Origin of the sequence: Paenibacillus pabuli (assembly GCF_039831995.1) — a bacterium.
GTDB classification, from domain to species: domain Bacteria; phylum Bacillota; class Bacilli; order Paenibacillales; family Paenibacillaceae; genus Paenibacillus; species Paenibacillus pabuli_C.
The window spans coordinates 230696-257038 of the sequence record NZ_JBDOIO010000003.1; the positions used below are offsets into that span (position 1 = coordinate 230696).

The following is a 26343-nucleotide window of genomic DNA, read 5'->3' on the forward strand; positions in this document are numbered from 1 at the left end:
AGAGATTATTTACATGTTGGTACCCGTTAAAAAAGGGATGTTTCTTTGTTTGATTACTGCAATGATTCTGGTACTCGCAGCGTGTTCAAGTAACAATGGTGGCAGTGAAGATGCAAATGGCAGTTCACAGCAAGCTGCGGAGAGCAGCGCCGCGAATGCAGCAACAGATGGGGAACAAACCGATGCAGACACTTCAGCTGCTGCTGAAACAACTTACCCGGTAACCGTTTCAAATTATACAATAGAGAACGGCACATGGGTGAAGAAGGAACAAACGTTTGACAAGGCACCTGAACGCGTTGTTGCCAATACCCAAGGTGCAGCCGAGCTAATGATTCGCCTTGGTTTGACGGACAAGCTCGTGGGTGTAGCCGCGTTGTTTGGTAGTGTGCCTGACGATATTGCTGATGAGTTTAAGAAAATTCCTGTTCTGGCCGAAGGATATGTAGGTAAGGAAGTGACCATTGGCGCTTCACCTGACCTGATCATGGGACGCGGCGGGCTGTTTGAGGATGCCGACTGGGGTGTGGGTACAGTCAACAGCTTGAATGATATGGGGATCAAAACGTTTGTGCAGAACACGAGTGTAACTGATGCTTCGTTGGATAGTCTGTATAAGGATATCACCGAGCTAGGCGAGATCTTTAACGTACAAGCTAACGCAGCGGCCTATATTGGGGAGCTTAAAGTACGCGAGGAAGCATTGAAGGCTCGGGCTAGCGCTGAAACGATCAACTATGCGTCCTTCTCTGATAATGGTGATGGCACGATTGCGATATATAACGGAAATGGAGATACATTTATCGAAAGTGCGATGTCATTAATTAACGTTCATAATATGTTGATTAATGAAACAGGCACACTCAGCCTGGAGAAGCTCATCGAGATCAATCCGGATGTCATGATCATTTCCAAATATGCTGGCGGTATTGATCCCCAGGAAACGATTGACAAGTTGCTGGCCAACAAGCAAGTGCAAAGTATTAACGCAGTGAAAAACAAAAAAATCTATGTTATTGATTTCAACAACTTCTGGGGTTATGGGGATTCCATCTTCACTGGTGTTGAGACCCTTGCTGATGATATGGGCATGTAACATAACAAATTTATATGATTAATGAATGTGTTACTATATCTTCACATTCAAAAAGGAGCCAACTCTATGAGTAGGCTCTTTTTACTTTTTAAAAACACTTGGATTTTTGCCTGATCCAACTGCCTCCATGCAGTTTAGGGTTTAAATCATGCTTTTCGTCCAAATTTTGTCCTGATACTTATGATAAAATAGTATATTTGAGAGTGAAATTACTCAGAATCGTCGTCAATGAAGGGCGGATGTTCAAACATGTTTAATATAGCAATCTGTGATGATGAGGAGAAACAAAGAGAACACGTGAAAACGATGTTGATCTCCTTATCTCTTAAAACGAATATGGATTTCCAAATTACATTATTTACATCCGGTGAACAGCTCGTCTCACATTATAGAAATGTCGGAGACACCTTCCATATTCTCATTATGGATGTGGAGATGAACGGGATGAACGGCATACAGGCAGCCAAGGAAATCAGAAATATGAAGTTTCTGGATGTGCAAATCATGTTTCTGACCAGCTATCCCGAGTATATGGTAGAGAGCTTCGATGTGGTTACGTTTCAATATCTGATCAAACCGATCCAGCCGCATATTTTCGAAGAGAAAATGATCAAAGTGTGCCAATATCTGAAAGCGATGGACAAAAAATTTGTATTAATCAAATCAGCTTATGAAGAAGTACTGTTGAAATACGATGATATTCTCTGGATTGAGGTCATGAAGAGTTTAACGATCAAAAACAAACTGAATTTTGTGACAAAAGAAAGCACGCATGAAAGCAAAGGCATTATATCGAGTTATGCTGATGCTTTGAAAGATCATGGCTTCTTGCAGATTCATCGCTCGATCGTCATTAACCTGATGCATGTCCAGAAGTTTAGCGGCTCCCAGGTAGTCATGTTGAATGGTACCGAATTGCCCATTGGCCGTTCCAAAGTCAAGGAAGTCAAGGATGCCTATACCAAATATATGATCATGAGGATTCAGTGATATGGAACCATATATGATTTTGTCTGTCATCGTCGTTACCCTGCTTATGGCGTTCCAGGTTAATTTTTATTTCGATTCGGTACTGGGCAAGTCCAGGCAAAAGCCACACAGAGCGGTCTATTTTGCCCTGTTTATTGTCGTAGGTTTTTTCTATTTGGCTTCTACATTACCTTCGGTCATCTCGTCTTTGGTTGCGTTAATATTTATTTTCAGTCTGGCGCAATCCTATGAAGTGGAGTTGAAGCTAAAACTGGTTTTCACGGTCCTATATGCCGTACTGATCACCATGGTGAATTATATTGCTGTATATATTATGAGTGTTTGGGACGCTACGGATTACACCACATGGGATCGGTTCGACGGGGATTATCAAGGGGTGTTCTATAAGGTGATGCTGCTTGGCTGCAGTATCATGTTTATTGTCATTCAGGTTGTTCGTCTTATTGCCAAACGCAGAAGTTTTGCCCTGCATTATCGCTACTATGTCTTGTTTCTGATTGTACCCATCATTACGTTATATCAGATTAATGTGGCCTCGAGCTATAGTGAGAAAAACATCTATTATGTCGTTTCCGTGCTGGGCTCGCTTTTTCTCAATGTGTTCATTGTCTATGTATTCGATAATATGGTGGAGAAGGTCCAGCTCGCGAACGAAAATGCCCAGTTGCAGCGTCAAATGGATTATCAGGATGCCAACTACGAGAAGACGGTGCACAGTTTCAAAAATGTGAAAGGCATCATCCATGATATTCATCAGCAGTTTCTGTACATTGAAGAATGTATCAAGCAAAACAAACATGAAGCGGCATCTGATCATATTAAGCTTACCTTGAATAAGATTGAAGGCGTGTACCAGCGGGTGAACTCCGGCAATCTCGTGATCGATGCGCTTGTCACCAATACCATTGCCGTAGGGCAGGCGAACGGGATCAAAATTGATGCCCGCATTCAGCTTCATTCACAACAGGTCCATATTGATCGTTATGATCTGTGTGTGGTACTCGGCAATATGCTGGATAATGCAGTCGAGGCTTCCAAGAAAGTCAGGCAGGCTGAAGACAGGTATATCCTGATCGCGATTCATTCTACTGCATCTGCAATTGTCATCCAGGTGTTGAATCATGTAGAGCAACAATTAACTCATTTGATGAGTGAGAAGTCCAATCCGGAGTATCACGGAATCGGCCTTACGAATATATCGAGAATGTGCGAAAAGTATGGTGGGCATATGACGATTGAACAACATCATCGGACATTCAATAACATGGTCGTGCTACCATTTGAAATAAACAGTCTCTGAACATGCCGTTCAGGGATTGTTTTTTTCCATTCAGGGTTCATTATCGTTCGGTGTGTCTCTTCCCAGATATGATGAATTCATCATATAGAAAGTATTGAGGGAGGAAGCTAATGATGAAGAAACTATTGAGTGTGTTATTTACAGCGGTGCTTGTGATTACTCCGATGACAGACGTCAAGGCAGAGGCGAATATGAGCACTTCGATTGAAAATCAGGCAGAACGAATTGCTGCAGACCTGGTGAAAAATTATGGAGTCACAAGTCTGCAATATGCCATTAGGGATGAAGGGGAAATCATATTGTCAGGCAGCACCGGACTACATGACAAGGCATCACAGACGCCAGTGACTAAAGAGAGTATGTTCGGCATTGGCTCGGTGAGCAAGATGGTTGTCACCGCTGCTACCATGATGCTGGTTGATTCCGGTAAAGTAGATCTGGATGAGCCTCTTACTACGTATATTCAAGACTTTGAGATGGCGGATGCGCGGTACACTCAAATTACCCCGCGCATGCTGATGAATCATTCATCGGGGCTCTACGGTTCACATTATGGGAACAGCATGTTGTTTGACGATAATGATATGCGCAACCACGATGAATTATTGCTCAAACTCAAGAGTGAAAAGCTAAAATCCAAGCCTGGTGCGTATTCCGTATACTGCAACGATGGTTTCCAATTGCTTGAGATCCTGGTTGAACGAGTGAGTGGATTAAGTTACACCGATTATGTTGCCAAGTTTATCAGCAACCCGTTGCAGCTGGAAGCAACCAAAACACCGTTGGATTCATTCGATAGAGATCAATTGTCTGAAGCGTATTGGCCTACAATTGAAACAAAAATGCCCGTTGAAAATGCCAACATTCTCGGTACAGGTGGAATCTATTCCACATCCGAGGAATTGACAGCATTCGCAGAAGTGTTGATGGGCAACAGACCGGACATCTTGTCCGAATCATCGGTAAAGTCCATGCAAAATCATGAATATCGTCAAGGAATATGGGTATCAGAAGAGCGAAACACGTTCAATTACGGCCTGGGATGGGATGCCGTTGACCTTGCCCCGTTTAGCGATTATGGCATTACCGCGCTTTCCAAAGGTGGCGACACCATGATGTATCATGCCGCTTTAATCACCATACCTGAGCATGATATTTCGATGGCCGTTCTGTCCTCAGGTGGGTCCTCCATCTACAATCAGATGTTTGCCAGCAAAGTACTGCTGGAAGTTCTGGAGGATCAAGGTATCATCGGGGAAATCAAGGCGGATCAGACATTCTCTCCACCCGTGAAAGTAAAAATGCCGACGGAGTTGAATGCATATTCGGGTCTGTATGGCACGGTAGGTACAACACTGGATATCGAGATCAAAAACGACGAAATCACGCTGCCTGCGTTGCAGGGGGGGATCATTCCAGAGCAGAAGTATGTCCACACAGGGGATGGTCAATTCACTAGTACGGATGGAAGTGTGAAGGCCAGTTTCGTGAAGGAACACAACGGGAAAGTGTATGTTAAGATTCAGGCGGTTATAACGTTGCCAGGTTTAGGTCAAACGGTGATGAACACGTATGATTATCAAAAATTGGACCGTAACACTTTGGACACCGTTACAAAAGAGAAGTGGGCAGATCGCAACGGCTCCAAATATTACGCGTTAGATGAAAAAATTACATCCATTTTTTATCTGCTTCCTTCGATGCTGATCAAAAATCTGTCCGTTGATACGGAGAACGGTTACGCAAATGGCACAAAAATTGTAGATTCAGACAATGCAGTGAATGTCGCAGAGATTCCCGTGATGAACGGAAGAGACGCATTTGATCTGCAGCTCTACACCCAGAATAACGCTGAGATTTTGATTCAGGATGGACAGGAATATATTGCAGAGGATGCGATTACACCGATCTTTGGCGGAAAAACAGGGAAGACCACCATTCCGGCCAACGGTCAAGCCCGCTGGTATGCTATCGATACTCGTTCTGCGAACAAATCGTTGACTGTAAATTCGCCGAATGGCGGGGGTTATGCCGTATATAATGAGCAGGGCGAAGTGGTTCACTTTTCCATTGCAACCCCTCAACAATCCATTGAGCTTCCCAAAGGTGGTTTTATCGTCTTTGGTGGTGAAGCTGGAGACGTCTTCAAGATTCATTTAAAGTAAAACGCGGATTGCATCAAAAGTTCCATTCAAATAACAGATCACGAGCATAAGCTGCCCGGGGTCTGTTTTTTTTATGGAAAGATTATTGGAATAAACAGGAAGGGTTTCTGAAATAAAGAGAGAAAATAGTGATGTTTAGATCGTCTAATTCGAAGGAGACTGATGATAGATGAATAATAGAGAACGGTTTTCAAACCGGGTTGATTCGTATTCGAAATACCGACCGAGCTATCCGAAAGAGGCGATTGACTATTTGTACGACTCCGTTGGTTTGCATTCGAACAGCAAGATTGCAGATATTGGTTCAGGTACAGGGATCTTCTCAAAGTTGCTTCTGGAACATGGAAGCCATGTCATAGCCGTCGAACCGAATCAGGCCATGCGTACAGCTGCAGAGCAGATGTTAGCGAGTGAACCGAACTTTCAGACAATATCAGGCTCTGCAGAATCTACGGGATTACCTGATCAATCGGTTGAGTTTATCGTATGCGCACAGGCGTTTCACTGGTTTGACCGATTGGCAGCACAGAACGAGTTCAGGCGAATTTTACAGCCGGGAGGTAAAGTCATATTGATCTGGAATTCCCGTCTGACCACCGGTAACTCGTTTCGTGTAGAGTACGATCAGCTGCTGCATACATACGGAACCGACTACGAAAAAGTGAATCATAAGAACATTTCCCAGTCCATGCTTCATTCTTTTTTCAGGGAAGGCACGATGCAGGAAGCGAACTTTCGAATGAGTCAAGAGTTCGACTTCGAGGGTTTGAAAGGCAGGTTGTTATCATCTTCCTACAGCCCTGAACCAGGGCATCCGAACTATACTCCGATGATGACGGAACTGCGCCATATATTTGATAGAAATAAACAGGATGGTATTATTTTATTTGATTATGAAACGGAGATATTTTGGGGAGAAGTGTAATCAAGCTTCGATAATAGGGGAACATGGTGGTCGCAGGCGGTTGTGTTCAAAAGAACTGAGACAAAATTGAATTAGAGGTGTAGTCCATGATGAGAAAAATGGCATTACAATCCCTACTTGTGCTTGGAGCGATATTTATTATCACTGCAGCTGTTCCTCTGATTTTTAACGATCCCTATCATGATGGGCCTCATTCTGGTCCTTCAAACGTATGGGAGTTCGTTCACATGTTTGCGCGTGACTCATGGGCATTACTTTTAACAATTGGCATCCCTTTGTCAATAGCTTCTGGTCTCGGGCTTCGGCGATGAATGTATTCGTTTATGTAAATGGGGAGGCATTGTATATGATTCCATTAGTGTATGACCAGATTAATCATTGGGGAAGAGACGATGAATTTTTCCTTGCATTGCTAAAGAAATTGAAAGTGGAAATTATAGCAGACCTAGGCTGTGGAACAGGAAGATGGACTACTCATCTTGTTCCGGAGTTTTTCCTACATCAATGAACGTCATTCCGAAATCATATATATCTGAACTTTTACTTTAATCAAACCGTTTATTAAGTGCGGTGGAATGTGTATCTGTGTTAGCAAATAAAAGTGTTATTCATTTAGCAGCAACGAAGAATGCCTTACTGCTGTTTTCCCAAACACCGGATATAGGCGATATTCAAAATGAAGTACCTCTAGTAGAAATGAGAGGAGTGGATTTTACCATCTCTCTAAATGCCAAGCTTTTGGTCGATTTACTGCGATCTATAGGGAGTGGGAAAGTCAGATTAAGGTTTGCTGGTGAATTAAAACCCTGGTGATACTGCCTGAGAATATCGATTCATCTACCCTTTTCTTAATTACACCTATAAGAACCCCTTATTTAATTCATCCACAGTAGTTCAATAAACTGTATTTTAATTCTCATTAATGATACATGCCATTCTAAGCTAATGGGAGGAAACACGGACTCTAATGAAGATTACCAAGCTTAATTTCGTACTTTCCATAATACTCTCTATTGTTCTCTTGTCTATTGTTATCGTTTATTCTGTAATCTATTTTAGATTTTTCTATGAGGCTAGTCAGATTGATTCTAGTCCCGAAGCTTCGATTGAACAATATTTAAGTTATGAAACCCATAATTATAAGATTATAAATATCACTTTAATGGAAGAAAAATTCAGAGAGCGTGAGTATCTCCTTGAATGCGAATGTCAATTTAATAACGAACTGAACCAAGCCACTCAAAAGTACAAGGTGCATTTAATTGATGATATAGGTTGGGTGGTTACCCAAATGGAGACGATAGAAAATTGATAGCACGATCTAGTGACAATGTACTAAAAAAAGCATTCTTCTTCGGAACCGGACCTTCATCAATCGGGACATCTTAGATTAAACTTGCATGGAGCATTTGCCGGTTGGCAGTTGCTCCATTTTTATAAAGCTGAAGAGCAGGCGATTATAATTGATCTGGAGGAGGATTTTGGCTCATGTTAAAGAAACGCAGCATAGTTAATGTTTCATTTACCATAATTATTATTGTTTTAATTGTCATTTTTCCTTTAGACAAGTTAGATAAACGGTATGGGAATGATGAAGAATCAATCAAGCAAGTTGTTGCCTCGATTGATGGATACGAGAACGAGTCTATAGAGATTCTAGAAATAAGAGATTTTGATGATATAAGAATGGTTGGTTTTTTATCTGACAATAGTCCTGCTTATATTCATTTTATTAAAAATAAGAGAGGTAATTATGAGTGGAAACATATAGAAAAAAGTCCGAATCAAAGTTTTGCTTCATTTCTCCTTCGAGAATCGAGTGAGGAAGCTAAGTTAAGTACTTTTATGATCATAACAAATCAAGCTAATGAAATTGCTAAAATGCAATTGTATATCAATGAACAATTGATTCAACAGGAGTTTGACATCAATCAGAAGTCTGTTACTTGGATTGATTTACCTGAAATAAAGAGTGAAACCTACGAATTTAAATATAAATTCTATGATAAAGATAATGAGTTAATTGGAGATCTTTAAGTATCAAATAATGTTAGATCTAAAGACATTGTCATTTGAATCTGTTTCGGAGATGCAAGGCTATTCAAATTTGGAAGGTGGCACGTTGTAATATTTCTTGAAAGCTTTCGAGAACGTAAAAGGATCAGGATAGCCAAGAAAGCTGGCGATTTGTTGAATCGTATACTTTTTTTCGTAGAGATAATCCCTGGCGCGATTCATTTTGATTTGTGAAATATACTGACCCGGTGTGATCCCGAGGGTTTTCTTGAAATAGGAAATAAAATATTTTTCGGAAATTCCTGCGATTACCGCGAGGTCGTTCATCCGAATGGAACGGTGCAGATTCGCATCCACATATTGAAATACATCCTGTAATACTTCCAGGCTTCCTTCGGTTTTTCTGGGCTTCTTCCCATTCAGAAACTGACCAACGTAGGCACCTTGCCCGTGTAGCTCAATGATTTTTGCAATTACGGCAAGAAGTGATGCTTTTAAGTAGAGTTGGTTCCCTGACGTGCCGCTGCCCTCTTTCAATCGACGAAATACTTTGGTAAACAGTGTGGTTTCCTCCTGGATCAGGTTGCCTGGCACAATCCCCGGAAGTTGAAAACCGCTCAGAATTCGCTGCTGTTCGCCAATGCTGAAATCGAAATGGATGTATATAAATCGGCAAACTTCCTCGGACGTTGAAGCTATATAGGGCATATCGGGATAAAAAAACACCGCGTCTCCAGGGACCGCAGTATATTCGAGCCCGTCGATCATGATTTTTACGGAACCCGATTGAATAAACCACAGATCATAATCAGGATGCGATTTGTGTTCGGTCCAGTCTTTATCGTGAGTTTGTTCCAAATAGGAGCTCATCCGTAGATGAATATACTCCGAGAGTTCGTTGAGTATACTCATGTTCATTCTGTTTTCACTCATCGGGTTTCCTCAGCCTCCTTTACCTTATGACATTTATAGATTTAATTCAGTATATCAAAGGCTTTAGAGGTTGTTAAATATCATACGATTTGACATGTTTTGAAAACTATTGCACATTCCGATTATTCGCCACTCTTCTATAATGGACTTATATCATATGAGGAGGGCTATTTATGAACGCTACGAACATGCCGCAGCCGAAAATTGTCGTCATCGGAGCAGGGAGTCTATTCTTTGGTCGTCAGTCCATATGGCAGATGGTTCATTCCCCTTACTTGAATCAGGGAACGCTTGCTTTGGTGGATACGGACGAGGAGAGACTGGCAAAAATGGTGAAACTTGCGGAGCTGGTTGCTCGGGAGAACAATGTTTCTTTGAAAGTGGAAGGTTCGACGGACCGGAGAAAGGTGCTTCCAGGTGCCGACTTCGTTGTACTCAGTTTTGCAGAGCAATCAGTGAAATATCGGGGTATAGATTGCGAGGTGTCTTTGAAATATGGCATCCGAATGTGCTCAGGGGATACGATCGGACCAGGAGGGATCTTTCGTGCGATGCGGGAATTGCCGGTCATTATGGAATGCGCCAAAGATATTGAAGAACTGTGTCCCGATGCTTGGGTGATCAACTATATCAATCCGTCTACCGTCCATGGTATCGCATTACACCGTTATGCACCGAAGCTGAAATCGTTCGCGCTTTGCGACAGCCATCATATGCCCCATAAGAAAGCTCATTATGCTATGCGAGCTGGGATCATCGGAGACAGAAACGAGTTCACCGAGGAACTGGATCGGAAGTTTGACTTCCGTATTGCCGGGGTCAATCATTTTACCTGGTTGCTAAAAGCGGAGTTCGAAGGCAAGGATGTCATGCCGACGATCGCGGAGGCTATGCGCAAATCGGCTGGCGAGGAGAACAACGGCGGTGACCAAGGTGCCAAAGCTCTCCATAACGACGCCATTACGCATGAACTGTATGATATTTTCGGGTATATCCCAACGTGTACTGCACATACCAAGGAATATGTTCGGTATTGGCAAGGTCATGGTAAAACGCCGGATCGTATCCCGCCTTTATCGATCTGGGAGACGGAGGACCGATATCAGCGTCACGATGAGATGTGGCACCAAGTGGACAACTTCCTTTCGGGGAATATTCCCATTGCTGATTACATGAGTACCTTCGGCCCGGATCATGCAACGGACATTATCGAAAATATGGTAGGGAATCTGGGAAAACGGTTCTTCATTAATACGCTCAATAATGGTGCGGTGACAAATATGAATAAGGATTCGTTCCTGGAGCTGCTGTGTGACGTAAGCATGGAGGGGGCGAAGCCGGTCCACGTCGGAGAGATGCCGCGAGGAATTCGAGGGATGCAGGAGCTTGTACTGGATGTCCATGAGCTTACGGCAGAGGCGGTCGTGGAGCAGAGCTATGAGAAGCTAAGAAGAGCGATGCTGACGGATCCGCTTGTAAGTTCCATCAGTGACGCGGACAAGATCATCAAAGAACTATTGGAGCTGGAGCGTGAGATGATTCCGGAGGTATGGTATGGAAATGAGCTAATCAAGAATTGAATTTGGGATAATTCATAGGAAAGTGCGTCCCGATCCATTCTTAGTGGCCAAAGCCCTCGCGGAAAAGAAAATCACAACACAGCAAAACAATCGGAGCATAACACGCCTAAGTGTTCATAAGCGAGGCATCATCATCAGTGCAACGGTCGAGGTTTTGTCAAAACCAAAGAACAAGAGAACGATGCCTGGGGAGTTCGCCACATCGAACAAACCTATGAACTTGAGCTTTAAGGGGAAGTAGCCGCTGAATAAAGCGGCTTTTCTTGTTTTAAGAGAACATGAATTTCATGAAGTCATGGGAGCATTTTAATTTAAGTGAGAGTGTAGAAGTTTTCTAGGCATCGTCGTCTTTCTTGCGGTAGGTGTACACATAAACAGGTGGGAGGTTGTAGGGGACAAACTGGATATTCTCAATAATCAGCTCTTCAGCCAGTGTTTGCTTCATATGAAGTGAGTACTGATATAGGACCAGCAAGCCTCCTGGCCGGAGAGCTTGTGTCATTTGTACAAGAATGTGATCTCTCATTTTCCTGGTAAAATTAAAAATGGCAATCCGCAAATAATACAATCCAGCTGTTGAATTTGCTCCTGATTCATTTTCTTCACTAGATAGGAGGCATTGGAATGGAACGTGAAATGAGGATATGCTTTCATGATGCGTGTAATGGCACCAGTTCGTGGCCCAAGCTCATTCAATGCGTAAAAAGAGAGTCGCGGCATCTATCGAACACCCGAGGGCAATCTTAACCTGAACTTAAATACATTATCCTCGTGCTGTAGAGTTAAACTGCCATGATGCAATTCCGCAATATTCCTTGCGATCGAAAGGCCGAGTCCTGATCCCGATTGGATGCCCTCACTGCTTCTTGAATAATCGACCTTATAAAACCGGTCAAACAGTTTGTCCATCTGTTCTGTCGTCAGCGGTGTTCCTTTATTTTCAACTTCAATCGTAATATGTTCAGGATGCATGTCCATTCGAATATAGATCGTACCGGGCTTCAAGGAATACTTCAGGGCATTCATCAATAGATTATCGATGGCGCGAGCCATCTTATCACTGTCAATATAGGCCATGATTGGTGTGATACCGATATCTTTCTCGATATGGATGCCATTTTCCATGGCAAGAGGTTCGAATTCGAATAACATCTGGTCCAGAAGTTGAAACAAATCAATTCTTCTCAGATCCAAATGAGTATCGACGGAGGTAAGACGGGTATATTCAAATAGATCATCCAGCAATTTTTTTAAATGCGTCGCCTTGTTATAGGTGTTCTCTATGAATCGTGTGTATTCGGCCTCGTCTTGAAAGGAATTGCTTCGTAGAAGCTCAATATATCCAATAATGCTAGTAAGAGGTGTGCGCAGATCATGTGAAATGCCTGTAATCAAGTCCATCTTGGATTTCTCCAAATCACGTTCTTTCACAATCTGTTGTTGGAGCTGTTCTGTCATGAGATTGATATTGGTCGCGACCCGTCCCAATTCGTCTTGACGATTAACGGCTACCCGGTAATCCAGATGACCTTCCGATATGAATTGAAGGCCTTGCTCCAAGGCGATCAGGTCTTTGACTATTTTTCGTGTCGCAATCAAAAAAGTAAATGTGAAGATTAAGATAAAAATAGGCGTAATTACATAAGGGAAAAAGTTAAGAAGCCCGTGCCAGTCTAATCCTTCACTGATTTTGGAAACCGTCATAATAAGAATGTTATTCACGCACACGGAACCAATAATCGAGATAACAAAACTGATCACCAATCGATTCAAGATATGAAACTGGATCTTTTTCGTTTGCTTGGACTGCGGCAGTGGTTTAGTCAACTTTATAACCCACTCCCCATACCGTTTTTATATACTGAGGTTCCCTTGGGTTTACTTCCAGCTTCTCACGCAGATTCCGAATGTGGACCATCACGGTATTATCCGAATACCCGTAAGGTTCTTTCCACACGGTTTCGTATATCTTCTCGGAGCTGAAAACCTGTCCAGGGTGGCTGGCAAGCAGTTCAAGGATTGAGAACTCCAGCGGCGTTAGCGGGATGTCGTTCTCTTTCAACTTCACGGAGTGTTTACTTTTATCGATGACAAGGTCTTTGATAAGGATGAGCGAATTGTATTCGGTTTTTCCAATCAGGGTTTGACGTCGCAATTGAGCTCTAACGCGAGCAAGCAGTTCCAATGGATTAAACGGTTTAACCATATAATCATCGGCTCCGGTAGTCAGGCCTGTAATCTTATCAATATCTTCTTCCTTAGCTGATAGCATAATGATCGGAGTGTTGGATACTTCCCGTATTTTAAGACAGGCTTTAATTCCGTCCATGACGGGCATCATGACATCCAGAATGACGAGCTGAACCGATTTTGTTTTTATAATATCAAGTGCTTCTTGACCATCAGCTGCTTCGATGACGTGATATCCTTCGTTACGTAAATAGACATGAATGACATCGCGGATATCGGGTTCATCATCAACAACGAGTACGGTATTCATTAATTCTAGCTCCTTTTCTCGTACTGCAAAAAAATAAAATGAATTGGTATCTATCAGTGTAAACCATCATTGAGAATGTTTAAATTGTTTCCTTTTTGCGGCAGACATAAACAAACGCAGGAGGGATATTCATGGGCACTACATCTATGTTCTCAATGATAAAATATTTGGAGAGTGTCTTTCTCATTTGGAGTGAATATTGAAAGGCGATGAATAAACCTCCAGGTTTGAGAGCTTGATGGACTTGATCTATTATCGTATTCCTGAGTTCAGGTTCAAAGTTGAAAAACGGTAATCCGCTAAAGATACAATCCAGCTGCCGAGCGCCTTCCTGCTTCATGGAAGCAACCAAGTGAGCAGCATTTGGATAGAAGGAGAACCTCGGAAATGTCGTTTGCAAATTGGTTCTCATGGTGTTATTCGTTTCAAACACGAATACTTTGGTTGAATCCTGTATCTGACTTTCAATATGACGAGTAATGGCTCCTGTACCTGCTCCAAGCTCGGCAACGGCTTGAATCTCAAGCCAAGGTGCATGACTAACCATTTTGCTCGCCAGAAACCGAGAGCTTGGTATAACGCTGCCTACATGTTTGGGGCTGTTCAGAAAACTTTTCAAAAAAAGAATAGTCTCATTGGAATTCAACAAATTAGGATCCTCCATGGGTTTTATATAAAATTTTTGTAAATATGAGTTGGACTAGAAGCGAAATAGCTGAAGCGTAGATAGAATGGATTCTCCAAAGTAGGTGCCAGCTGCGAAATAGGCTATAGTCCACAGCAAGGCACTGGAATAGGAAATAATCGCAAATCTTCTGAAATGGACGCCGCTCAGCCCGATCACCAGAGGAAGAACATATCGTACGACTGGAATAAAGAAACCAATAGACATCGCCCAGTGGCCTCGTTGATTCAGAATCCGTTCAGCTTTGATGAAATGTTTATGATGTTGAAAATTGCCTAGGTTCTTAGCCTTGCATAATTTACCTGCAACATAAGCAATCGTAATCGCGGTTAATAGTCCGGATAAAATACAGAAGTAAGTGATTCCAGCATCGATTGCTCCCGTGTGGCTCAGGATGGCCCCGCTGATAATCGTGATCTCATTCGGAATGGGAATTCCGAAGGGGCCCAGGGAGAAGGCGAAATAAAAAATCAGATATCCATACTGATTCAGCAGCTCTAAGATTGTATTACTGATCATTGTTTTACCTCCTCGATAGCAAGATCATAATGAAATAAACTAAGGAAATGATGAGTATATTTCTAAAGAAAATCTAAAGATTGTTTAAGTAAGCCAACAAAACAACTTATCTTCGTTCAACCTTACAAGCCCTGCCAAAAAAAATGGCAAGGCTTGATTTCGTTTTAATAGAAACGTTCGTCATAGAGTAATTCTCGCAATTGGTATGCTGCTGCATATGCTTTGTGTACGAGCTGGATGTAATCTTCCTTGTATTCGTAGGATACCGATTGGATTAGCTCGATGTTCCTGATCAATTCTTCCAAAGCAATAACCACGTCATTCGTTAAACCTCCAAGCCATCTCCAATTGGCGCTGTCGTCCTTATGCGTCTGTGTCGCCAGTTCCTGGAATTGATCCAATTCTTCCGAAATAAGGTGTACAGCACTTTCCAAAGCCGCAATATCTCTAATCATGCGCCAAGTCACTAGACCGCATAATAAAACGAAAAAACATATGAATATTATTGGGAATAAGTAGGCGAGAAATAGCTGAAATTGTTGCAAAAGCCAATAATCCTTCAATGTCTACATCACTCCGAAAAAAGTTGAATGGTATGTTTAATTGGTAAATAGTCATGGCAATGATAGAGCAAAACTCTGAATATATGGGTAGGATATTTCTAAAGAATTTCTAAGTATGACGGGATATACCCGAGATTGGGACAAATTTTTTCGTCGAAGATTCCATAGAGAATATTGTTCTTTATTTTCCATTTTTGTGTTATTCTGTTGATGATAGGCGACCATTTCATTGGTGTGATCGATATAGAAGGGAGGGGCATCTTCTCGATTCATTCAATTGGTATAAAGAGAGTAACGGCACTGCTTGTAAAAATGAAAAATAAGCGGAGGTTTGGTTATGCTCAAAAAAATGAAGAAATATGGCGTTTGCAGTTTGGCACTTGTATTGTTTGCGGCTGCGGCATTGACTGGGTGGAGTACTAAAGCAGCGGCAGCGGATTTCAGATCATTGAACGCTTCACAGATCGTATCGGAGATGGGTGCAGGATGGAATCTGGGGAACCAGCTTGAAGCAACAGTGAATGGCGTCCCTAGTGAAACGGCTTGGGGCAATCCTGTCGTTACTCCAGAGTTGATTAAAAAGGTAAAGGCAGCAGGTTTCAAGACAATCCGCATTCCTGTATCCTACTTCAATCATATTGGAAGCGCTCCCAATTACACAATTAATGCTGCGTGGTTGAATCGAGTCCAAACCGTTGTTGATTATGCATATAATGAAGGTTTATATGTCGTCATTAACATTCATGGAGATGGGTATAATTCCATCCCGGGCGGATGGCTTCTTGTGAATGGCAGCAATCAGGCTGCAATTAAAGAGAAATACCAAAAGGTGTGGCAGCAGATTGCTACCAAGTTCAGCAATTATAATGAGCGTCTCATTTTCGAATCGATGAACGAAGTGTTCGACGGAAATTACGGCAATCCGAATGCGGCGTACTATGCTAACTTGAACGCCTATAATCAAATCTTTGTGGACACGGTCCGGCAGACTGGGGGCAACAACAACGCCAGATGGCTACTGATTCCAGGCTGGAACACCAATATTGACTATACGGTGGGCAATTATGGTTTTGCTCTTCCGACAGATCATTTCAGATCATCTACAATCCCCAGCTCCCAGAAGAGAATTATGATCTCGGCACACTATTACTCTCCGTGGGATTTTGCAGGTGAGGAAAACGGGAATATCACGCAGTGGGGAGCGACGTCTACCAATCCTTCGAAAAAATCGACTTGGGGACAGGAGGATTATTTGGATTCGCAGTTCAAATCGATGTACGATAAATTTGTAACGCAGGGCTATCCGGTTGTGATTGGAGAATTCGGCTCGATCGATAAAACGGCATATGACTCTAGCAATAACGTTTATCGTCAAGCTTATGCCAAAGCGGTAACAGCAACTGCCAAAAAGTATGGTGCCGTGCCGGTGTATTGGGACAATGGCCATAATGGACAGCATGGTTTTGGCTTGTTTAACCGTTCAAACAATACGGTTACCCAGCAAGGCATCATTAATGCCATCATGCAAGGTATGCAGTAATCAAAAGGGAAGTTTAATCGTACAAACGGCATGTCCTCTCCCAGGGAGGGACATGCCGTTTTTTAATGCATTCGTTCTGATACAAGTAGCATTTTGCCAATGAATTTTACATAAGCCGCATACAGAATTCATTAAACTCCACAATACCTTTTATATACTTAATTTGCTTGATATAGCGGACTAAAAGGACTGGGTGGTAGACAGAATGTTAAAAAAACGCGATTTGCATGAATGCCACGCACTGTACAGCTTATTGATGGACCCCGCAGTGTCACCTTATGTTCGTTACCAATGCCAGTCGCATGAGGAATACTTATTCCTGACCAAACAGTTGATGGATGAAGAAGAACAGAGAACCACCATTTCCCGAACGATTCTGAACGAAGCGGGAGTGCCAATTGGAACCATTGATTTGTATCATATCGTAAATCACACAGGGTTTCTGGCCACATGGATCGGAGCACCCTACTTTGGAAATGGGTACAGTCAACGGGCGAAATCCGTCTTTTTGAGTGAACTATTTCTCGAACATGCCATAGAAACGGTATTTTTGAAGATTCGCAAACAAAATATCCGGTCGAGCAAAGCTGCACAAAAACTGCCCTATGTAAAACTGGCCAATGATTCGCATGCTGAATTATACGGATCCATCAATGCCGGGGAGCAGATCTATGATCTGTATCGCGTGGAACGGATCGACTTTATCGAATACAGTATGATCCTGAACCAGGGAGTGGCTACATAACTGCACAGTAAACTTTATGAATCCTATATAAGGTCATAGATAGGTGTTCATCATAGCAATGCATACTAATCGAGAGTCGCTGAATCAGCGGCTTTTTTTTATGTTGCTCTTTAGACCAGGGGAAAAAAAGGTTATGTAATAATTTATAACACATGAATTGAATGATTGTGAAAAACAACAAAAAATAATGAATCTTTTTTATGGAAAACTACAAAGACATCCAGAAATCTTCGTAATATAATATGACACAAGAAGAAAAAACGAAGGAATAAGTCAGGTTATATAACATTTAAATTAATCAACACAGGGATCTCAGTCTCTGTTCTAAAAGGAGAATATCTATGCAAATTAATGCAGCACCTTACAGTTGGCCTTACGACGGGAGTATCGATCCCGCAAGAACTGCATTAGTCATCATCGATATGCAAATCGACTTTTGCGGTAAGGGAGGATATGTGGAACAGATGGGATACGACCTGTCCTTGACGGCCAAACCAATCGAACCCATACGAAAACTACTGCAGCGGGTCAGGCAGATTGAACAATTTCACGTCATCCACACGAGAGAGGGGCACAAACCGGATTTATCCGATCTGTCTGCAAACAAACGTTGGCGCAGCAAACAGATCGGGGCAGAGATCGGTTCTTCCGGACCGGCGGGACGCATTTTGGTTCGAGGTGAACCGGGCTGGCAGATTATAGAGGAGCTTGCTCCCATTGAAGGTGAATCGATCATTGATAAGCCGGGTAAAGGCAGTTTTTATGCCACAGACCTGGATCTGATCCTGAAGAATCAAGGCATCACTCATCTGATTTTGACGGGAATTACAACGGATGTTTGTGTGCATACAACCATGCGTGAAGCCAACGACAGAGGATATGAATGTCTGATTCTGGAAGACTGCACGGGAGCAACCGACCCTGATAATCATCATGCAGCGCTCCAGATGGTCAAAATGCAGGGAGGCGTGTTTGGCAGCGTCAGTAACTCCAGCGAGGTTTTAAAGGTGCTAGCAGCCTTTTAAGCAACACCGCCACAGCAATAGAAAAACAACAACACGGGAGGAAATCATATGTGGAGATGGTCCAGAAAGTCACTGCTTATTGTAATGTCGGTTTGTTTGCTCGCACTAACAGCTTGCGGGTCGAACGATGTGCCTAGTTCAGCATCAGGAGATGGAGAATCCGGTGAACTGAAAAAAGTGGTTCTGCGTCTAAAATGGGTTCATCAAGCACAGTTTGCTGGCTTCTATACCGCCGTAGAAAAGGGGTTTTACAAAGAAGCGGGATTGGATGTTGAGATCAGACCAGGCGGCGCTGATTTTCCTTCTGTACAGATGATTGCATCAGGTGCGGAGCAATTCGGCGTGACGGGCGCAGATCAGATACTGATGGCCAGGGAGAAAGGGGTTCCCGTGAAGGCGCTGTCCGCCATTTACAGAAAAACGCCATTTGTGTTGTTTAGTCTCAAGGATTCAGGGATCACGAAAATGGAGGATCTGGTCGGCCAGAAGATCGGTGTGAAGCTTGGAGGTAATGAAGAGCTGACTTACCGAGCAATGGTGAAGAATGCGGGTATAGACGGAACCAAGGTGGAGGAAATGCCAGCAAAATATGATCTCAGCCCATTGCTCAGCGGACAGGTAAAGGCATGGCCAGGTTATGTCATCAATGAGGTCCTCGCCGTACAGGAACAGGGGAATGAAGTCAATATTATTGAGCCAAACGATTATGATATTAACTTTTATGCAGATACGTTGTTTACGACAGAGGACATCATCGAGCGTGATCCCGAAATGGTGAAAAGCTTCGTACAAGCTTCCATGAAGGGCTGGAGCTACGCTATTGAGAACCCTGAAGAGGCTGCCGAATTTGGCTTGAAATACGGGGATAAATTGACCATTGATCACGAGGTGAGCATGATGAACGCAAGCATTCCTTTGCTGGAGCCAGAGAATCTTCCACTCGGCAAGATGGAATCAGAGGCGTGGGACGTGCTGCAGCAGAACTTGATTGATCTGGAATTCTTGAAGAAAGAGCAAAACCTTGAAGACGTATTTTCAAACGAATTTATCGAATAGGGTGTGATTTTATGCTAACAACGGCCAGTGGTCTGGAGAAAGAAGCTTCAGGGCTGCATGAACAACAGACAACCATTTCTTCCAAAAGCGACATCGCGGTTACGTTGAAAAATTGCTCCTTATCCTTTGGTGACGTCAACGTATTGAATAATGTGTCGATTGATATTTATAAAAATGAATTTGTTTCGATCCTCGGCCCAAGCGGATGCGGGAAGTCAACGCTGCTCCGGTTAATGCTCGATCTGCTTCAACCCAATGCAGGAGGAGAGATCGTCTATCCATCGAAGGATCTCTCGCTCGGCATGGTGTTTCAGAAGCCTGTATTGATGCCCTGGCTAACCGCAATCCAAAATATATCGCTGCCTCTCACGATCGGAGAGAAGAAATTCACCAAAAAAGAGATTAAGGAAAAAGCGGAATCCTCGCTGCGGTTGGTTGGACTTCAGGATTTCATGAATCATTTTCCGCATCAGCTGAGCGGGGGCATGCAGCAGCGGATTGCGATTGCAAGGGCACTCGCTGCAGATCCGACAGTATTGCTTATGGATGAGCCCTTTGGGGCACTCGATGAATTTACGAGAGAAAAGCTGAATTTCGAACTGCTGCGTCTATGGGAGAGTCCCGAAACGAGCCTAAGTACAGTTGTTATGGTTACCCACTCGATTCAGGAATCCGTGCTGCTATCCAACCGCGTGATCATGATGTCACCAAGGCCTGCCGGCGTAGAGGAAATTATTTCGGTTCCGCTGCCTTCACCGAGGGAGATTGGCATGGATGAACTTCCGGCCTTCCACCAGACTGTCAATGAGTTAAGAAAGCGGGTCAAACACCTATGAAAACCAAGATCAAAGATGCCATGTATCCTGTCGTATTCGCCATTGCCTTTCTTATATTATGGGAACTCATTGTACGCCTTTTCGACATACCCCTTTATTTGCTTCCATCTCCCACAGGCATATTATCGGTAATGGACAGCTCCTTATGGTCACATATGCTGGTCACGCTGCTGGAAGCATTGGCAGGCTTCGTGCTTGCCAATGTCCTGGGATTGATTACCGCTGTAATCTTCGTGCATTCCAAACCCATTGAAAAGGGAGTATTCCCGCTGGCGATTGCACTCAAAACGACTCCGCTCGTCGCTCTGGCTCCGCTTCTGGTCGTATGGATGGGGACGGGATATTCCTCCAAGGTCGTAGCCTCTATGCTAATCTGTTTCTTCCCTATTTTGGTTAACAGCGTAAAGGGTCTGAAAGCCATTGAGCACGAAGCATGGGAGCTGTTCTCCACATATAAAGGCACCAAGTCGGAAATTTTCTGGAAATTACGTCTGCCTGCAAGCTTGCCTTATGTGTTTTCTGCGTTGAAAATCTCGACCTCGCTGGCTATCGTGGGTGCCATTGTTGGTGAATTTGTCGGCGCTAACAAAGGGCTCGGCTATGTCGTCCTGGTTTCTTCATACCATATGGATACACCTGTGATGTTTTCCGCAATTATAGCATCCGCACTATGCGGACTGGTTCTCTTCTGGGCCATCAGCTTACTTGAGAGAAGAATTATATTCTGGCAAAGGACGGATGACCTATGATGAGATGCACTGTGAACCGTATTCCAAGCCGTTCGCCTAACGATACGGCTGCGATGGAGAAAGCGATCCAAGAGGGAATCATTGATGCTCAAGATGTGGTTGCGGTATTAGGCAAAACAGAGGGCAATGGCTGCGTGAACGATTTTACGCGTGGTTATGCTGTGCTGGCGTTAAAGCAATTTTTTGGCGGATACCGGAAAGAATCAACCTCTACGATATCCTATGTCATGTCTGGAGGAACCGAGGGCATATTGAGCCCTCACTTTACAGTGATTAGCCGCAAAGGTGCTTACAACCAAGATGGTAAGAGACAAGATCAGAAATCGCTGGCCATTGGCGTCGCAAAAACACGGGATTTTCTTCCCGAAGAGATTGGAAGGCTGGCTCAAGTGGACGAAGTGGCTGCGGCCGTTCAGCGAGCCATAGCGGAAGCTGGCATCGAATCCTCGGCAGATGTACATTTTGTGCAAATTAAGTGTCCGCTGTTAACGTCGGAAGGCGTGTATGATGCCTTAAGCAGATCTCAAACCACCGTGACGGAAGATACCTACAAATCCATGGGATATTCACGAGGAGCCTCCGCACTAGGTGCGGCAGTTGCTCTTGGCGAGGTGGAACGAGCTGGACTTCAAGTTACGGACATTTGCAATTCATGGCATCTGTTCAGCAGCGTAGCCTCCACGTCGGCTGGTAGCGAACTGGCGTATTGTGAGGTAATCGTTTTCGGCAATTCCGACTTTGCAGAAGGTCCGTATTTTATCGACCATGCTGTAATGAAAGATTCGATTGACGCCCCAGCACTCAAGCTCCTGCTGGATGTTCATGCAGATGCTGAAATGGTGCAGGTAATGGCTAAGGCAGAGGCTGATCCCACCGGGTTCATCCGGGGTCACCGGCATACGATGCTTGATGATTCGGATATCAACCATACGAGACATGCGCGAGCTGTCGTCGGAGGTGTGCTTGCTTCAGTGTGTGGTGATCCCATGATCTATGTGTCTGGTGGAGCCGAACATCAAGGGCCGGCAGGCGGCGGGCCAGTGGCTGTCGTTTTTAAACGCAGGGATTAGACGGGATACATCCATAAAAAACAAATGGAGGAATGACACGATGATTACAGCCAAGAAAACTGAGGTTATCACTGGAGAAGACATGCAATGGGGATTAATGCCGAATCACATTCACCTGTATCACCGCGAAATTGTGTCTGCGGAACAGGCGGATCAGATGGGGGTTCGTTCCAGCTCTGTTTTGTGGGAAAAGATTGGAGTCGGCGGTCAGGTACTGCCTCACTATCATGATGTAGCTGAAATCATTCACATCACCGTAGGTAAAGTGAAACTGCTGTGCAATGGGGAATGGAAGAGCTACCAGGCAGGAGATACGTTCCATGTCCCGGCAGGCGTTATTCATTCGGTAGCCAATGACGATGTACAGCCGACAGAGCAGATCAGTATTTTTTTGCCGGTTGAAGAAAATGCTCCGGTTAACTCCTTTTTTAATACGACATTAGTGGAGGATGTCTTTACCACCAAATTGAAATAGTCAGGCGGGATAGGAGATGGCAGATCACAAGAAGGCAGGATTCACGTGCAGTGATGTTTTGTTGATCCCCGACTTTAAGGAAGCTGTCGTCTTGGCTGGAGCAAGTGGCATGCAGCGAGTGATTAACCGTGTCAACGTAATGGAAGTGCCCGATGTGATCGATTGGGTACGCCCTGGAGAGTTACTGATTACCAGTGGATTTCCATTTCGTGATCAGCCGGAGGCCATTGCGGATATCATACCGCAGCTGGTGGAGAAAGGTGTATCGGCGCTGGGGATTAAAACCAAACGATTCATCGATCATATTCCTGACCGTGCACTCGAGCTGGCTGACCAATTGGGCTTTCCGATCTTCGAGCTTCCGGCCGCGACCGTATTTTCGGATGTTGTTAGGGATATTATGGAACGGGTCCTGGTGCAGGAGGCAAGGGAACTTTCAGTGCTGCAAAGCCGTTTTCACAAGCTGTCCCAACAGCTCCTGTACGGGAAAGGATTGGACGAATTTCTGCAAACGCTGGATGGCATATTGAACAATCCGATCGTATTGCTTGATGACGCCAATCATTTGTTTCTTTCTCCCCAGGCAGAGGAGATTGTGGAGGCAGATAACCCGATGCTATGGTCCGGTCTGAGGGAGGAGAGCAGCCTCGGCGTAAGCTTTATAACGCTTGGCGAACGCCGGATTCGTGTATATGTATCCGCCGTCAATGACAAGCAATACGATAAATGCTTGCTGGTTCTGCTGGAATGGAATCAAGAGCACTCCGTTGTCGATCGGCTGACGATTGATCGCGTAGGCGTTTTGGTAGGGCTCGAGATGATCAATGCCAATGCCAGGCGGGAAGTAGAGCTGAAATACGTCGACCAGTTTCTGCAGGATTGGATTACGGGCAGAATTGTAACCATTGAGGATCTGAGGCTGCGCGCGGAAGCATGTGGACACCCTCTCGAAGATGATCGGCCGCGGCAAGTAGCATTAGTGCGATTTCTAAACGTCAAACCAAGCATTAGGACCATGCAGCAGGCGATTAAAAGGCTAAGAACCAAATCCATATGCGAGGGCCTTCAAGCAACCATACTGGAGGGAGAGATGGTTCTTCTCTTCGCAGAAGCAATGCATGGTAGTAGAAATGTGGCGGTGGAAACCATTATCGCTGATATGAAGGTGATTTTCCCTACAGAGAACTACTCGTTATGTATCGGCAATCGAACCGGAGCTGCGGAGAAGGTATACGAAAGTTATAACGATGCCAAAAAGATTCATCATATCAGCTCCATATGCGATTATCGTGAACCCTATGTGGATTATATGAAGCTGGGCGTGTTCCAACTCTTATACCATCTGCCGGATACGGAGGAGGTTCAAGAGTACCGCGATCGATTCATTCAGCCATTGCTTGCGTACGATGCTAAGCATAATTCCCAGTTGTTTGAAACATTGAAGGTGTATTTTAAGCATAATCGAAATGTGAAAAAGACGTCAGCGGAGCTTTTCACCCATTATAATACCGTTTCCTATCGGGTAGAGCGGGTGTGTGAATTGCTGGGCATCAGCATGGATAATGGCGATGATGTTTTGCAGTTGCATCTGGCGATGAAATTAAATGAAATGCGGCCAGCCTGATCTGAATGTACGCATTAAGGAGGGATGATGGATGAGTAAGCCGGATATGGATATACCGCGTGAGCTGACAATAGACTGGCTGCAAGCACAATATGGGAGCGGGAAGCTGAAGCCCGAGCGGGTCATCGAAGAGATCATCTGCCGTTCCCATGAGGACGAAGGGATGAATATCTGGATCACGCCGCCTAGGCTGGAGAGAATTCAACCGTACTTGGACCATCTCAAGACAATGGATATTTCCTTGCCGCTGTGGGGCGTACCATTTGCCATTAAGGACAACATTGATTTGGCTGGTACACCAACGACGGCTGGCTGTCCCGAATATGCATATGTTCCAGACAGGCATGCTGCAGTTGTAGAGCGATTGTTGAACGCAGGAGCCATTCCTGTCGGGAAAACGAATATGGATCAATTCACAACAGGGCTTGTTGGTACCCGAAGTCCTTATGGTGAGACGCATAACGCGCTGAATGATAAATGGATTAGCGGTGGCTCCAGTTCGGGATCTGCCGTCGCCGTAGCGAGAGGACAGGTAGCATTCGCATTAGGTACAGATACAGCGGGCTCCGGAAGGGTACCCGCAGCACTGAATCGTATCATCGGCTATAAACCGAGCCTCGGAGCCTGGCCGACAAAGGGCGTTGTTCCTGCTTGTGCAAGTCTGGACTGTGTGACTGTATTTACCCATTCTCTACAGGAAGCAAGGATTATCGATGTGTTAGTGCGGGGCCTTGAACCACTCGACCCATGGTCCAAGGAAATACCGCGAATGGTCGATAAGCTTCCCGAAAAAGTATATTTGCCTGAAAAAGCATTGAAGTTTTTTGGTCCGTTGGCTGAGGAATACAGCAAGGCGTGGGATGCAGCAGTGGAGAGGATCGAAAAGCTGAAGCTGCCAGTCGAGTATATCGATTACGATTTCTTTGAGGAGGCTGCGTCGCTTCTGTATGATGGACCTTGGGTAGCGGAGCGCTGGGCCAGTGTAGGTGAATTTATTGAATCAACGCCTGGGGTCACCTTCCCGGTGACTGAGCAAGTCTTGCGATCGGCCAGAACAGGCAAGCATGATGCAGCTTCCGTATTTACCGCGATGCATAAGCTTCAGGAGCTGCGAATGAAAAGCAACAAGCTTCTTCGAGGAGCAGTTCTTGTCATGCCTACTTGTGGAGGAACGTGGACGAGAGAAAAGGTTGAAGCCGACCCGGTAACCACGAATTCGGACATGGGACGGTATACGAACCATTGCAATCTTCTGGATTTATGCGCGGTTGCTGTACCGGCTGGTGATGCCGCGGCCGAAATGCCTTTTGGAATTACGCTCTTTTCACTGTCGGGAAATGAGCACTTGATGGATAGAGCTGCGGCTTCGTTTCTAGAAGCGGCTGTGACGTCTGTAGAAGTGAAAAGGCAAGAAACGATGATGGTTGCCGTCTGCGGCCTGCACATGAGGGGTTATCCGCTGGAGAAGCAGATGCTGGAATACGGGGGTCAATTCGTTCGTGAGTCGCATACGGCGGAGAAGTATCAAATGGTGAAGCTGCCTACAATACCAGCTAAGCCCGGGTTGCTGAAAAAGAAGGCAGGAGGCAGCGCTTTCGCGCTTGAATTGTGGGAGATGCCTGTAGCATCTTTTGGCGTGTTCACTTCATTCATTCCGGCCCCGCTAGGTATAGGCAAAATTGAATTAGCGGATGGGACAGAAGTGTCCGGATTTATATGCGAAGGCTACGCTGAAGAAGGAGCAGAGGATATTTCTGCTTATGGAGGCTGGAGAAACATACCATAGCATGAAGAGAAAGTCGCTTATTGGAGCGGCTTTTTTTGCTTTTTACCGTACCGAGTGAATGCTGCAAGTTGAGGCATTTAACACGGTTTCTAGTGAAGGCTAGAAGTGTATTGTGCAATTGCTGAAGGCCCGTCGATTCACTTTAAAAACCATTAGATGTGCTGT

26 protein-coding genes and 1 pseudogene are annotated in these 26343 nt (G+C 44.4%); 20 read left to right on the forward strand and 7 right to left on the reverse strand.

The annotated features are described in order from the left end of the window. Positions 1–13 precede the first annotated feature (13 nt). The 9 genes and pseudogenes from ABGV42_RS03370 (at position 14) to ABGV42_RS03410 (ending at position 8513) form a co-directional block, all read left to right on the forward strand. Positions 14–1096: an ABC transporter substrate-binding protein gene (locus ABGV42_RS03370; RefSeq protein WP_347380376.1), complete on the forward strand. Its 1083-nt coding sequence runs from the start codon at positions 14–16 to the stop codon at positions 1094–1096. Between the two features lie 249 nt (positions 1097–1345). Further along, positions 1346–2086 (forward strand): LytR/AlgR family response regulator transcription factor, encoded by a 741-nt coding sequence (locus ABGV42_RS03375; protein ID WP_347380377.1) that lies wholly within the window; start codon positions 1346–1348, stop codon positions 2084–2086. Between the two features lies 1 nt (position 2087). After that, positions 2088–3386, forward strand: coding sequence for an ATP-binding protein (locus ABGV42_RS03380; RefSeq protein ID WP_347380378.1), 1299 nt, complete (start codon positions 2088–2090; stop codon positions 3384–3386). Between the two features lie 113 nt (positions 3387–3499). After that, positions 3500–5551, forward strand: coding sequence for a serine hydrolase domain-containing protein (locus ABGV42_RS03385; protein WP_347383128.1), 2052 nt, complete (start codon positions 3500–3502; stop codon positions 5549–5551). Positions 5552–5720: 169 nt separating this feature from the next. Continuing rightward, complete coding sequence (locus ABGV42_RS03390) at positions 5721–6476, forward strand: class I SAM-dependent methyltransferase (protein WP_347380379.1); 756 nt, start codon at positions 5721–5723, stop codon at positions 6474–6476. 346 nt (positions 6477–6822) lie between these two features. Beyond that, entirely contained in the window at positions 6823–6984 is a 162-nt protein-coding gene (locus ABGV42_RS03395; protein WP_347380380.1) for a hypothetical protein, read from the forward strand. A 59-nt stretch (positions 6985–7043) separates the two neighbouring features. Then, a pseudogene (locus tag ABGV42_RS03400) lies at positions 7044–7289 on the forward strand (hypothetical protein); the annotation flags it as partial. Positions 7290–7443: 154 nt separating this feature from the next. Next, complete coding sequence (locus ABGV42_RS03405) at positions 7444–7788, forward strand: hypothetical protein (protein WP_347380381.1); 345 nt, start codon at positions 7444–7446, stop codon at positions 7786–7788. A gap of 176 nt (positions 7789–7964) precedes the next feature. Then, on the forward strand, positions 7965–8513 hold the full coding sequence (locus ABGV42_RS03410) for a hypothetical protein (RefSeq protein ID WP_347380382.1): 549 nt from the start codon (positions 7965–7967) through the stop codon (positions 8511–8513). 60 nt (positions 8514–8573) lie between these two features. On the opposite strand, the gene ABGV42_RS03415 is transcribed toward ABGV42_RS03410, so the two are convergent. Beyond that, positions 8574–9425 carry an AraC family transcriptional regulator gene (locus ABGV42_RS03415; protein ID WP_347380383.1) on the reverse strand — a complete coding sequence of 284 codons (852 nt, stop codon included), beginning with the start codon at positions 9423–9425 and terminating at the stop codon, positions 8574–8576. 173 nt (positions 9426–9598) lie between these two features. Here ABGV42_RS03415 and ABGV42_RS03420 point away from each other — a divergent pair, with 173 nt between their 5' ends. Then, complete coding sequence (locus ABGV42_RS03420; protein ID WP_347380384.1) at positions 9599–11005, forward strand: glycoside hydrolase family 4; 1407 nt, start codon at positions 9599–9601, stop codon at positions 11003–11005. Positions 11006–11339: 334 nt separating this feature from the next. On the opposite strand, the gene ABGV42_RS03425 is transcribed toward ABGV42_RS03420, so the two are convergent. The 6 genes from ABGV42_RS03425 to ABGV42_RS03450 form a co-directional block, all read right to left on the reverse strand. Continuing rightward, positions 11340–11531 (reverse strand): hypothetical protein, encoded by a 192-nt coding sequence (locus ABGV42_RS03425; RefSeq protein ID WP_347380385.1) that lies wholly within the window; start codon positions 11529–11531, stop codon positions 11340–11342. A 194-nt stretch (positions 11532–11725) separates the two neighbouring features. Beyond that, positions 11726–12832, reverse strand: coding sequence for a sensor histidine kinase (locus ABGV42_RS03430; protein ID WP_347380386.1), 1107 nt, complete (start codon positions 12830–12832; stop codon positions 11726–11728). Next, complete coding sequence (locus ABGV42_RS03435; RefSeq protein WP_347380387.1) at positions 12825–13505, reverse strand: response regulator transcription factor; 681 nt, start codon at positions 13503–13505, stop codon at positions 12825–12827. The genes ABGV42_RS03430 and ABGV42_RS03435 overlap by 8 nt, the downstream gene beginning before the upstream one ends. Before the next feature lie 79 nt (positions 13506–13584). Next, complete coding sequence (locus ABGV42_RS03440; RefSeq protein WP_347383129.1) at positions 13585–14151, reverse strand: class I SAM-dependent methyltransferase; 567 nt, start codon at positions 14149–14151, stop codon at positions 13585–13587. 54 nt (positions 14152–14205) lie between these two features. After that, a complete protein-coding gene (locus ABGV42_RS03445; RefSeq protein ID WP_347380388.1) occupies positions 14206–14709 on the reverse strand; it encodes a DedA family protein in 504 nt (167 codons plus the stop codon). Positions 14710–14873: 164 nt separating this feature from the next. Continuing rightward, positions 14874–15164, reverse strand: a complete 291-nt coding sequence (locus ABGV42_RS03450; protein ID WP_347380389.1) for a hypothetical protein — start codon at positions 15162–15164, stop codon at positions 14874–14876. Between the two features lie 445 nt (positions 15165–15609). Between ABGV42_RS03450 and ABGV42_RS03455 the strand changes: the two genes are divergently transcribed. The 10 genes from ABGV42_RS03455 (at position 15610) to atzF (ending at position 26178) form a co-directional block, all read left to right on the forward strand. Further along, entirely contained in the window at positions 15610–16812 is a 1203-nt protein-coding gene (locus tag ABGV42_RS03455; protein WP_347380390.1) for a glycoside hydrolase family 5 protein, read from the forward strand. Between the two features lie 205 nt (positions 16813–17017). Continuing rightward, positions 17018–17557 carry a GNAT family N-acetyltransferase gene (locus ABGV42_RS03460; RefSeq protein WP_347380391.1) on the forward strand — a complete coding sequence of 180 codons (540 nt, stop codon included), beginning with the start codon at positions 17018–17020 and terminating at the stop codon, positions 17555–17557. Positions 17558–17898: 341 nt separating this feature from the next. Next, positions 17899–18582 (forward strand): biuret amidohydrolase, encoded by a 684-nt coding sequence (gene biuH, locus ABGV42_RS03465; RefSeq protein WP_347380392.1) that lies wholly within the window; start codon positions 17899–17901, stop codon positions 18580–18582. 48 nt (positions 18583–18630) lie between these two features. After that, entirely contained in the window at positions 18631–19638 is a 1008-nt protein-coding gene (locus tag ABGV42_RS03470) for an ABC transporter substrate-binding protein (RefSeq protein WP_286456983.1), read from the forward strand. A gap of 11 nt (positions 19639–19649) precedes the next feature. After that, positions 19650–20474 (forward strand): ABC transporter ATP-binding protein, encoded by an 825-nt coding sequence (locus tag ABGV42_RS03475; protein WP_347380393.1) that lies wholly within the window; start codon positions 19650–19652, stop codon positions 20472–20474. Further along, complete coding sequence (locus ABGV42_RS03480) at positions 20471–21223, forward strand: ABC transporter permease (RefSeq protein ID WP_127536827.1); 753 nt, start codon at positions 20471–20473, stop codon at positions 21221–21223. The genes ABGV42_RS03475 and ABGV42_RS03480 overlap by 4 nt, the downstream gene beginning before the upstream one ends. Further along, positions 21220–22293 (forward strand): ring-opening amidohydrolase, encoded by a 1074-nt coding sequence (locus ABGV42_RS03485; protein WP_347380394.1) that lies wholly within the window; start codon positions 21220–21222, stop codon positions 22291–22293. Before ABGV42_RS03480 ends, ABGV42_RS03485 begins: the two co-directional genes overlap by 4 nt. Positions 22294–22333: 40 nt before the next feature. Then, on the forward strand, positions 22334–22768 hold the full coding sequence (locus ABGV42_RS03490; RefSeq protein ID WP_347380395.1) for a cupin domain-containing protein: 435 nt from the start codon (positions 22334–22336) through the stop codon (positions 22766–22768). 16 nt (positions 22769–22784) lie between these two features. Further along, positions 22785–24392, forward strand: coding sequence for a PucR family transcriptional regulator (locus ABGV42_RS03495; RefSeq protein WP_347380396.1), 1608 nt, complete (start codon positions 22785–22787; stop codon positions 24390–24392). A gap of 31 nt (positions 24393–24423) precedes the next feature. Next, entirely contained in the window at positions 24424–26178 is a 1755-nt protein-coding gene (gene atzF / locus ABGV42_RS03500; RefSeq protein ID WP_347380397.1) for an allophanate hydrolase, read from the forward strand. The last annotated feature ends 165 nt before the right edge of the window (positions 26179–26343 follow it).

Bases quoted from the DNA above. Each gene is read 5' to 3' on its own strand.
- ABGV42_RS03370 (WP_347380376.1), top strand. From the start codon at position 14: ATGTTGGTACCCGTTAAAAAAGGGATGTTTCTTTGTTTGATTACTGCA.
- ABGV42_RS03375 (WP_347380377.1), top strand. From the start codon at position 1,346: ATGTTTAATATAGCAATCTGTGATGATGAGGAGAAACAAAGAGAACAC.
- ABGV42_RS03380 (WP_347380378.1), top strand. From the start codon at position 2,088: ATGGAACCATATATGATTTTGTCTGTCATCGTCGTTACCCTGCTTATG.
- ABGV42_RS03385 (WP_347383128.1), top strand. From the start codon at position 3,500: ATGAAGAAACTATTGAGTGTGTTATTTACAGCGGTGCTTGTGATTACT.
- ABGV42_RS03390 (WP_347380379.1), top strand. From the start codon at position 5,721: ATGAATAATAGAGAACGGTTTTCAAACCGGGTTGATTCGTATTCGAAA.
- ABGV42_RS03395 (WP_347380380.1), top strand. From the start codon at position 6,823: ATGATTCCATTAGTGTATGACCAGATTAATCATTGGGGAAGAGACGAT.
- ABGV42_RS03405 (WP_347380381.1), top strand. From the start codon at position 7,444: ATGAAGATTACCAAGCTTAATTTCGTACTTTCCATAATACTCTCTATT.
- ABGV42_RS03410 (WP_347380382.1), top strand. From the start codon at position 7,965: ATGTTAAAGAAACGCAGCATAGTTAATGTTTCATTTACCATAATTATT.
- ABGV42_RS03415 (WP_347380383.1), bottom strand. From the start codon at position 9,425: ATGAGTGAAAACAGAATGAACATGAGTATACTCAACGAACTCTCGGAG.
- ABGV42_RS03420 (WP_347380384.1), top strand. From the start codon at position 9,599: ATGAACGCTACGAACATGCCGCAGCCGAAAATTGTCGTCATCGGAGCA.
- ABGV42_RS03425 (WP_347380385.1), bottom strand. From the start codon at position 11,531: ATGAGAGATCACATTCTTGTACAAATGACACAAGCTCTCCGGCCAGGA.
- ABGV42_RS03435 (WP_347380387.1), bottom strand. From the start codon at position 13,505: ATGAATACCGTACTCGTTGTTGATGATGAACCCGATATCCGCGATGTC.
- ABGV42_RS03445 (WP_347380388.1), bottom strand. From the start codon at position 14,709: ATGATCAGTAATACAATCTTAGAGCTGCTGAATCAGTATGGATATCTG.
- ABGV42_RS03450 (WP_347380389.1), bottom strand. From the start codon at position 15,164: ATGATTAGAGATATTGCGGCTTTGGAAAGTGCTGTACACCTTATTTCG.
- ABGV42_RS03455 (WP_347380390.1), top strand. From the start codon at position 15,610: ATGCTCAAAAAAATGAAGAAATATGGCGTTTGCAGTTTGGCACTTGTA.
- ABGV42_RS03460 (WP_347380391.1), top strand. From the start codon at position 17,018: ATGTTAAAAAAACGCGATTTGCATGAATGCCACGCACTGTACAGCTTA.
- biuH (WP_347380392.1), top strand. From the start codon at position 17,899: ATGCAAATTAATGCAGCACCTTACAGTTGGCCTTACGACGGGAGTATC.
- ABGV42_RS03470 (WP_286456983.1), top strand. From the start codon at position 18,631: ATGTGGAGATGGTCCAGAAAGTCACTGCTTATTGTAATGTCGGTTTGT.
- ABGV42_RS03475 (WP_347380393.1), top strand. From the start codon at position 19,650: ATGCTAACAACGGCCAGTGGTCTGGAGAAAGAAGCTTCAGGGCTGCAT.
- ABGV42_RS03480 (WP_127536827.1), top strand. From the start codon at position 20,471: ATGAAAACCAAGATCAAAGATGCCATGTATCCTGTCGTATTCGCCATT.
- ABGV42_RS03485 (WP_347380394.1), top strand. From the start codon at position 21,220: ATGATGAGATGCACTGTGAACCGTATTCCAAGCCGTTCGCCTAACGAT.
- ABGV42_RS03490 (WP_347380395.1), top strand. From the start codon at position 22,334: ATGATTACAGCCAAGAAAACTGAGGTTATCACTGGAGAAGACATGCAA.
- ABGV42_RS03495 (WP_347380396.1), top strand. From the start codon at position 22,785: ATGGCAGATCACAAGAAGGCAGGATTCACGTGCAGTGATGTTTTGTTG.
- atzF (WP_347380397.1), top strand. From the start codon at position 24,424: ATGAGTAAGCCGGATATGGATATACCGCGTGAGCTGACAATAGACTGG.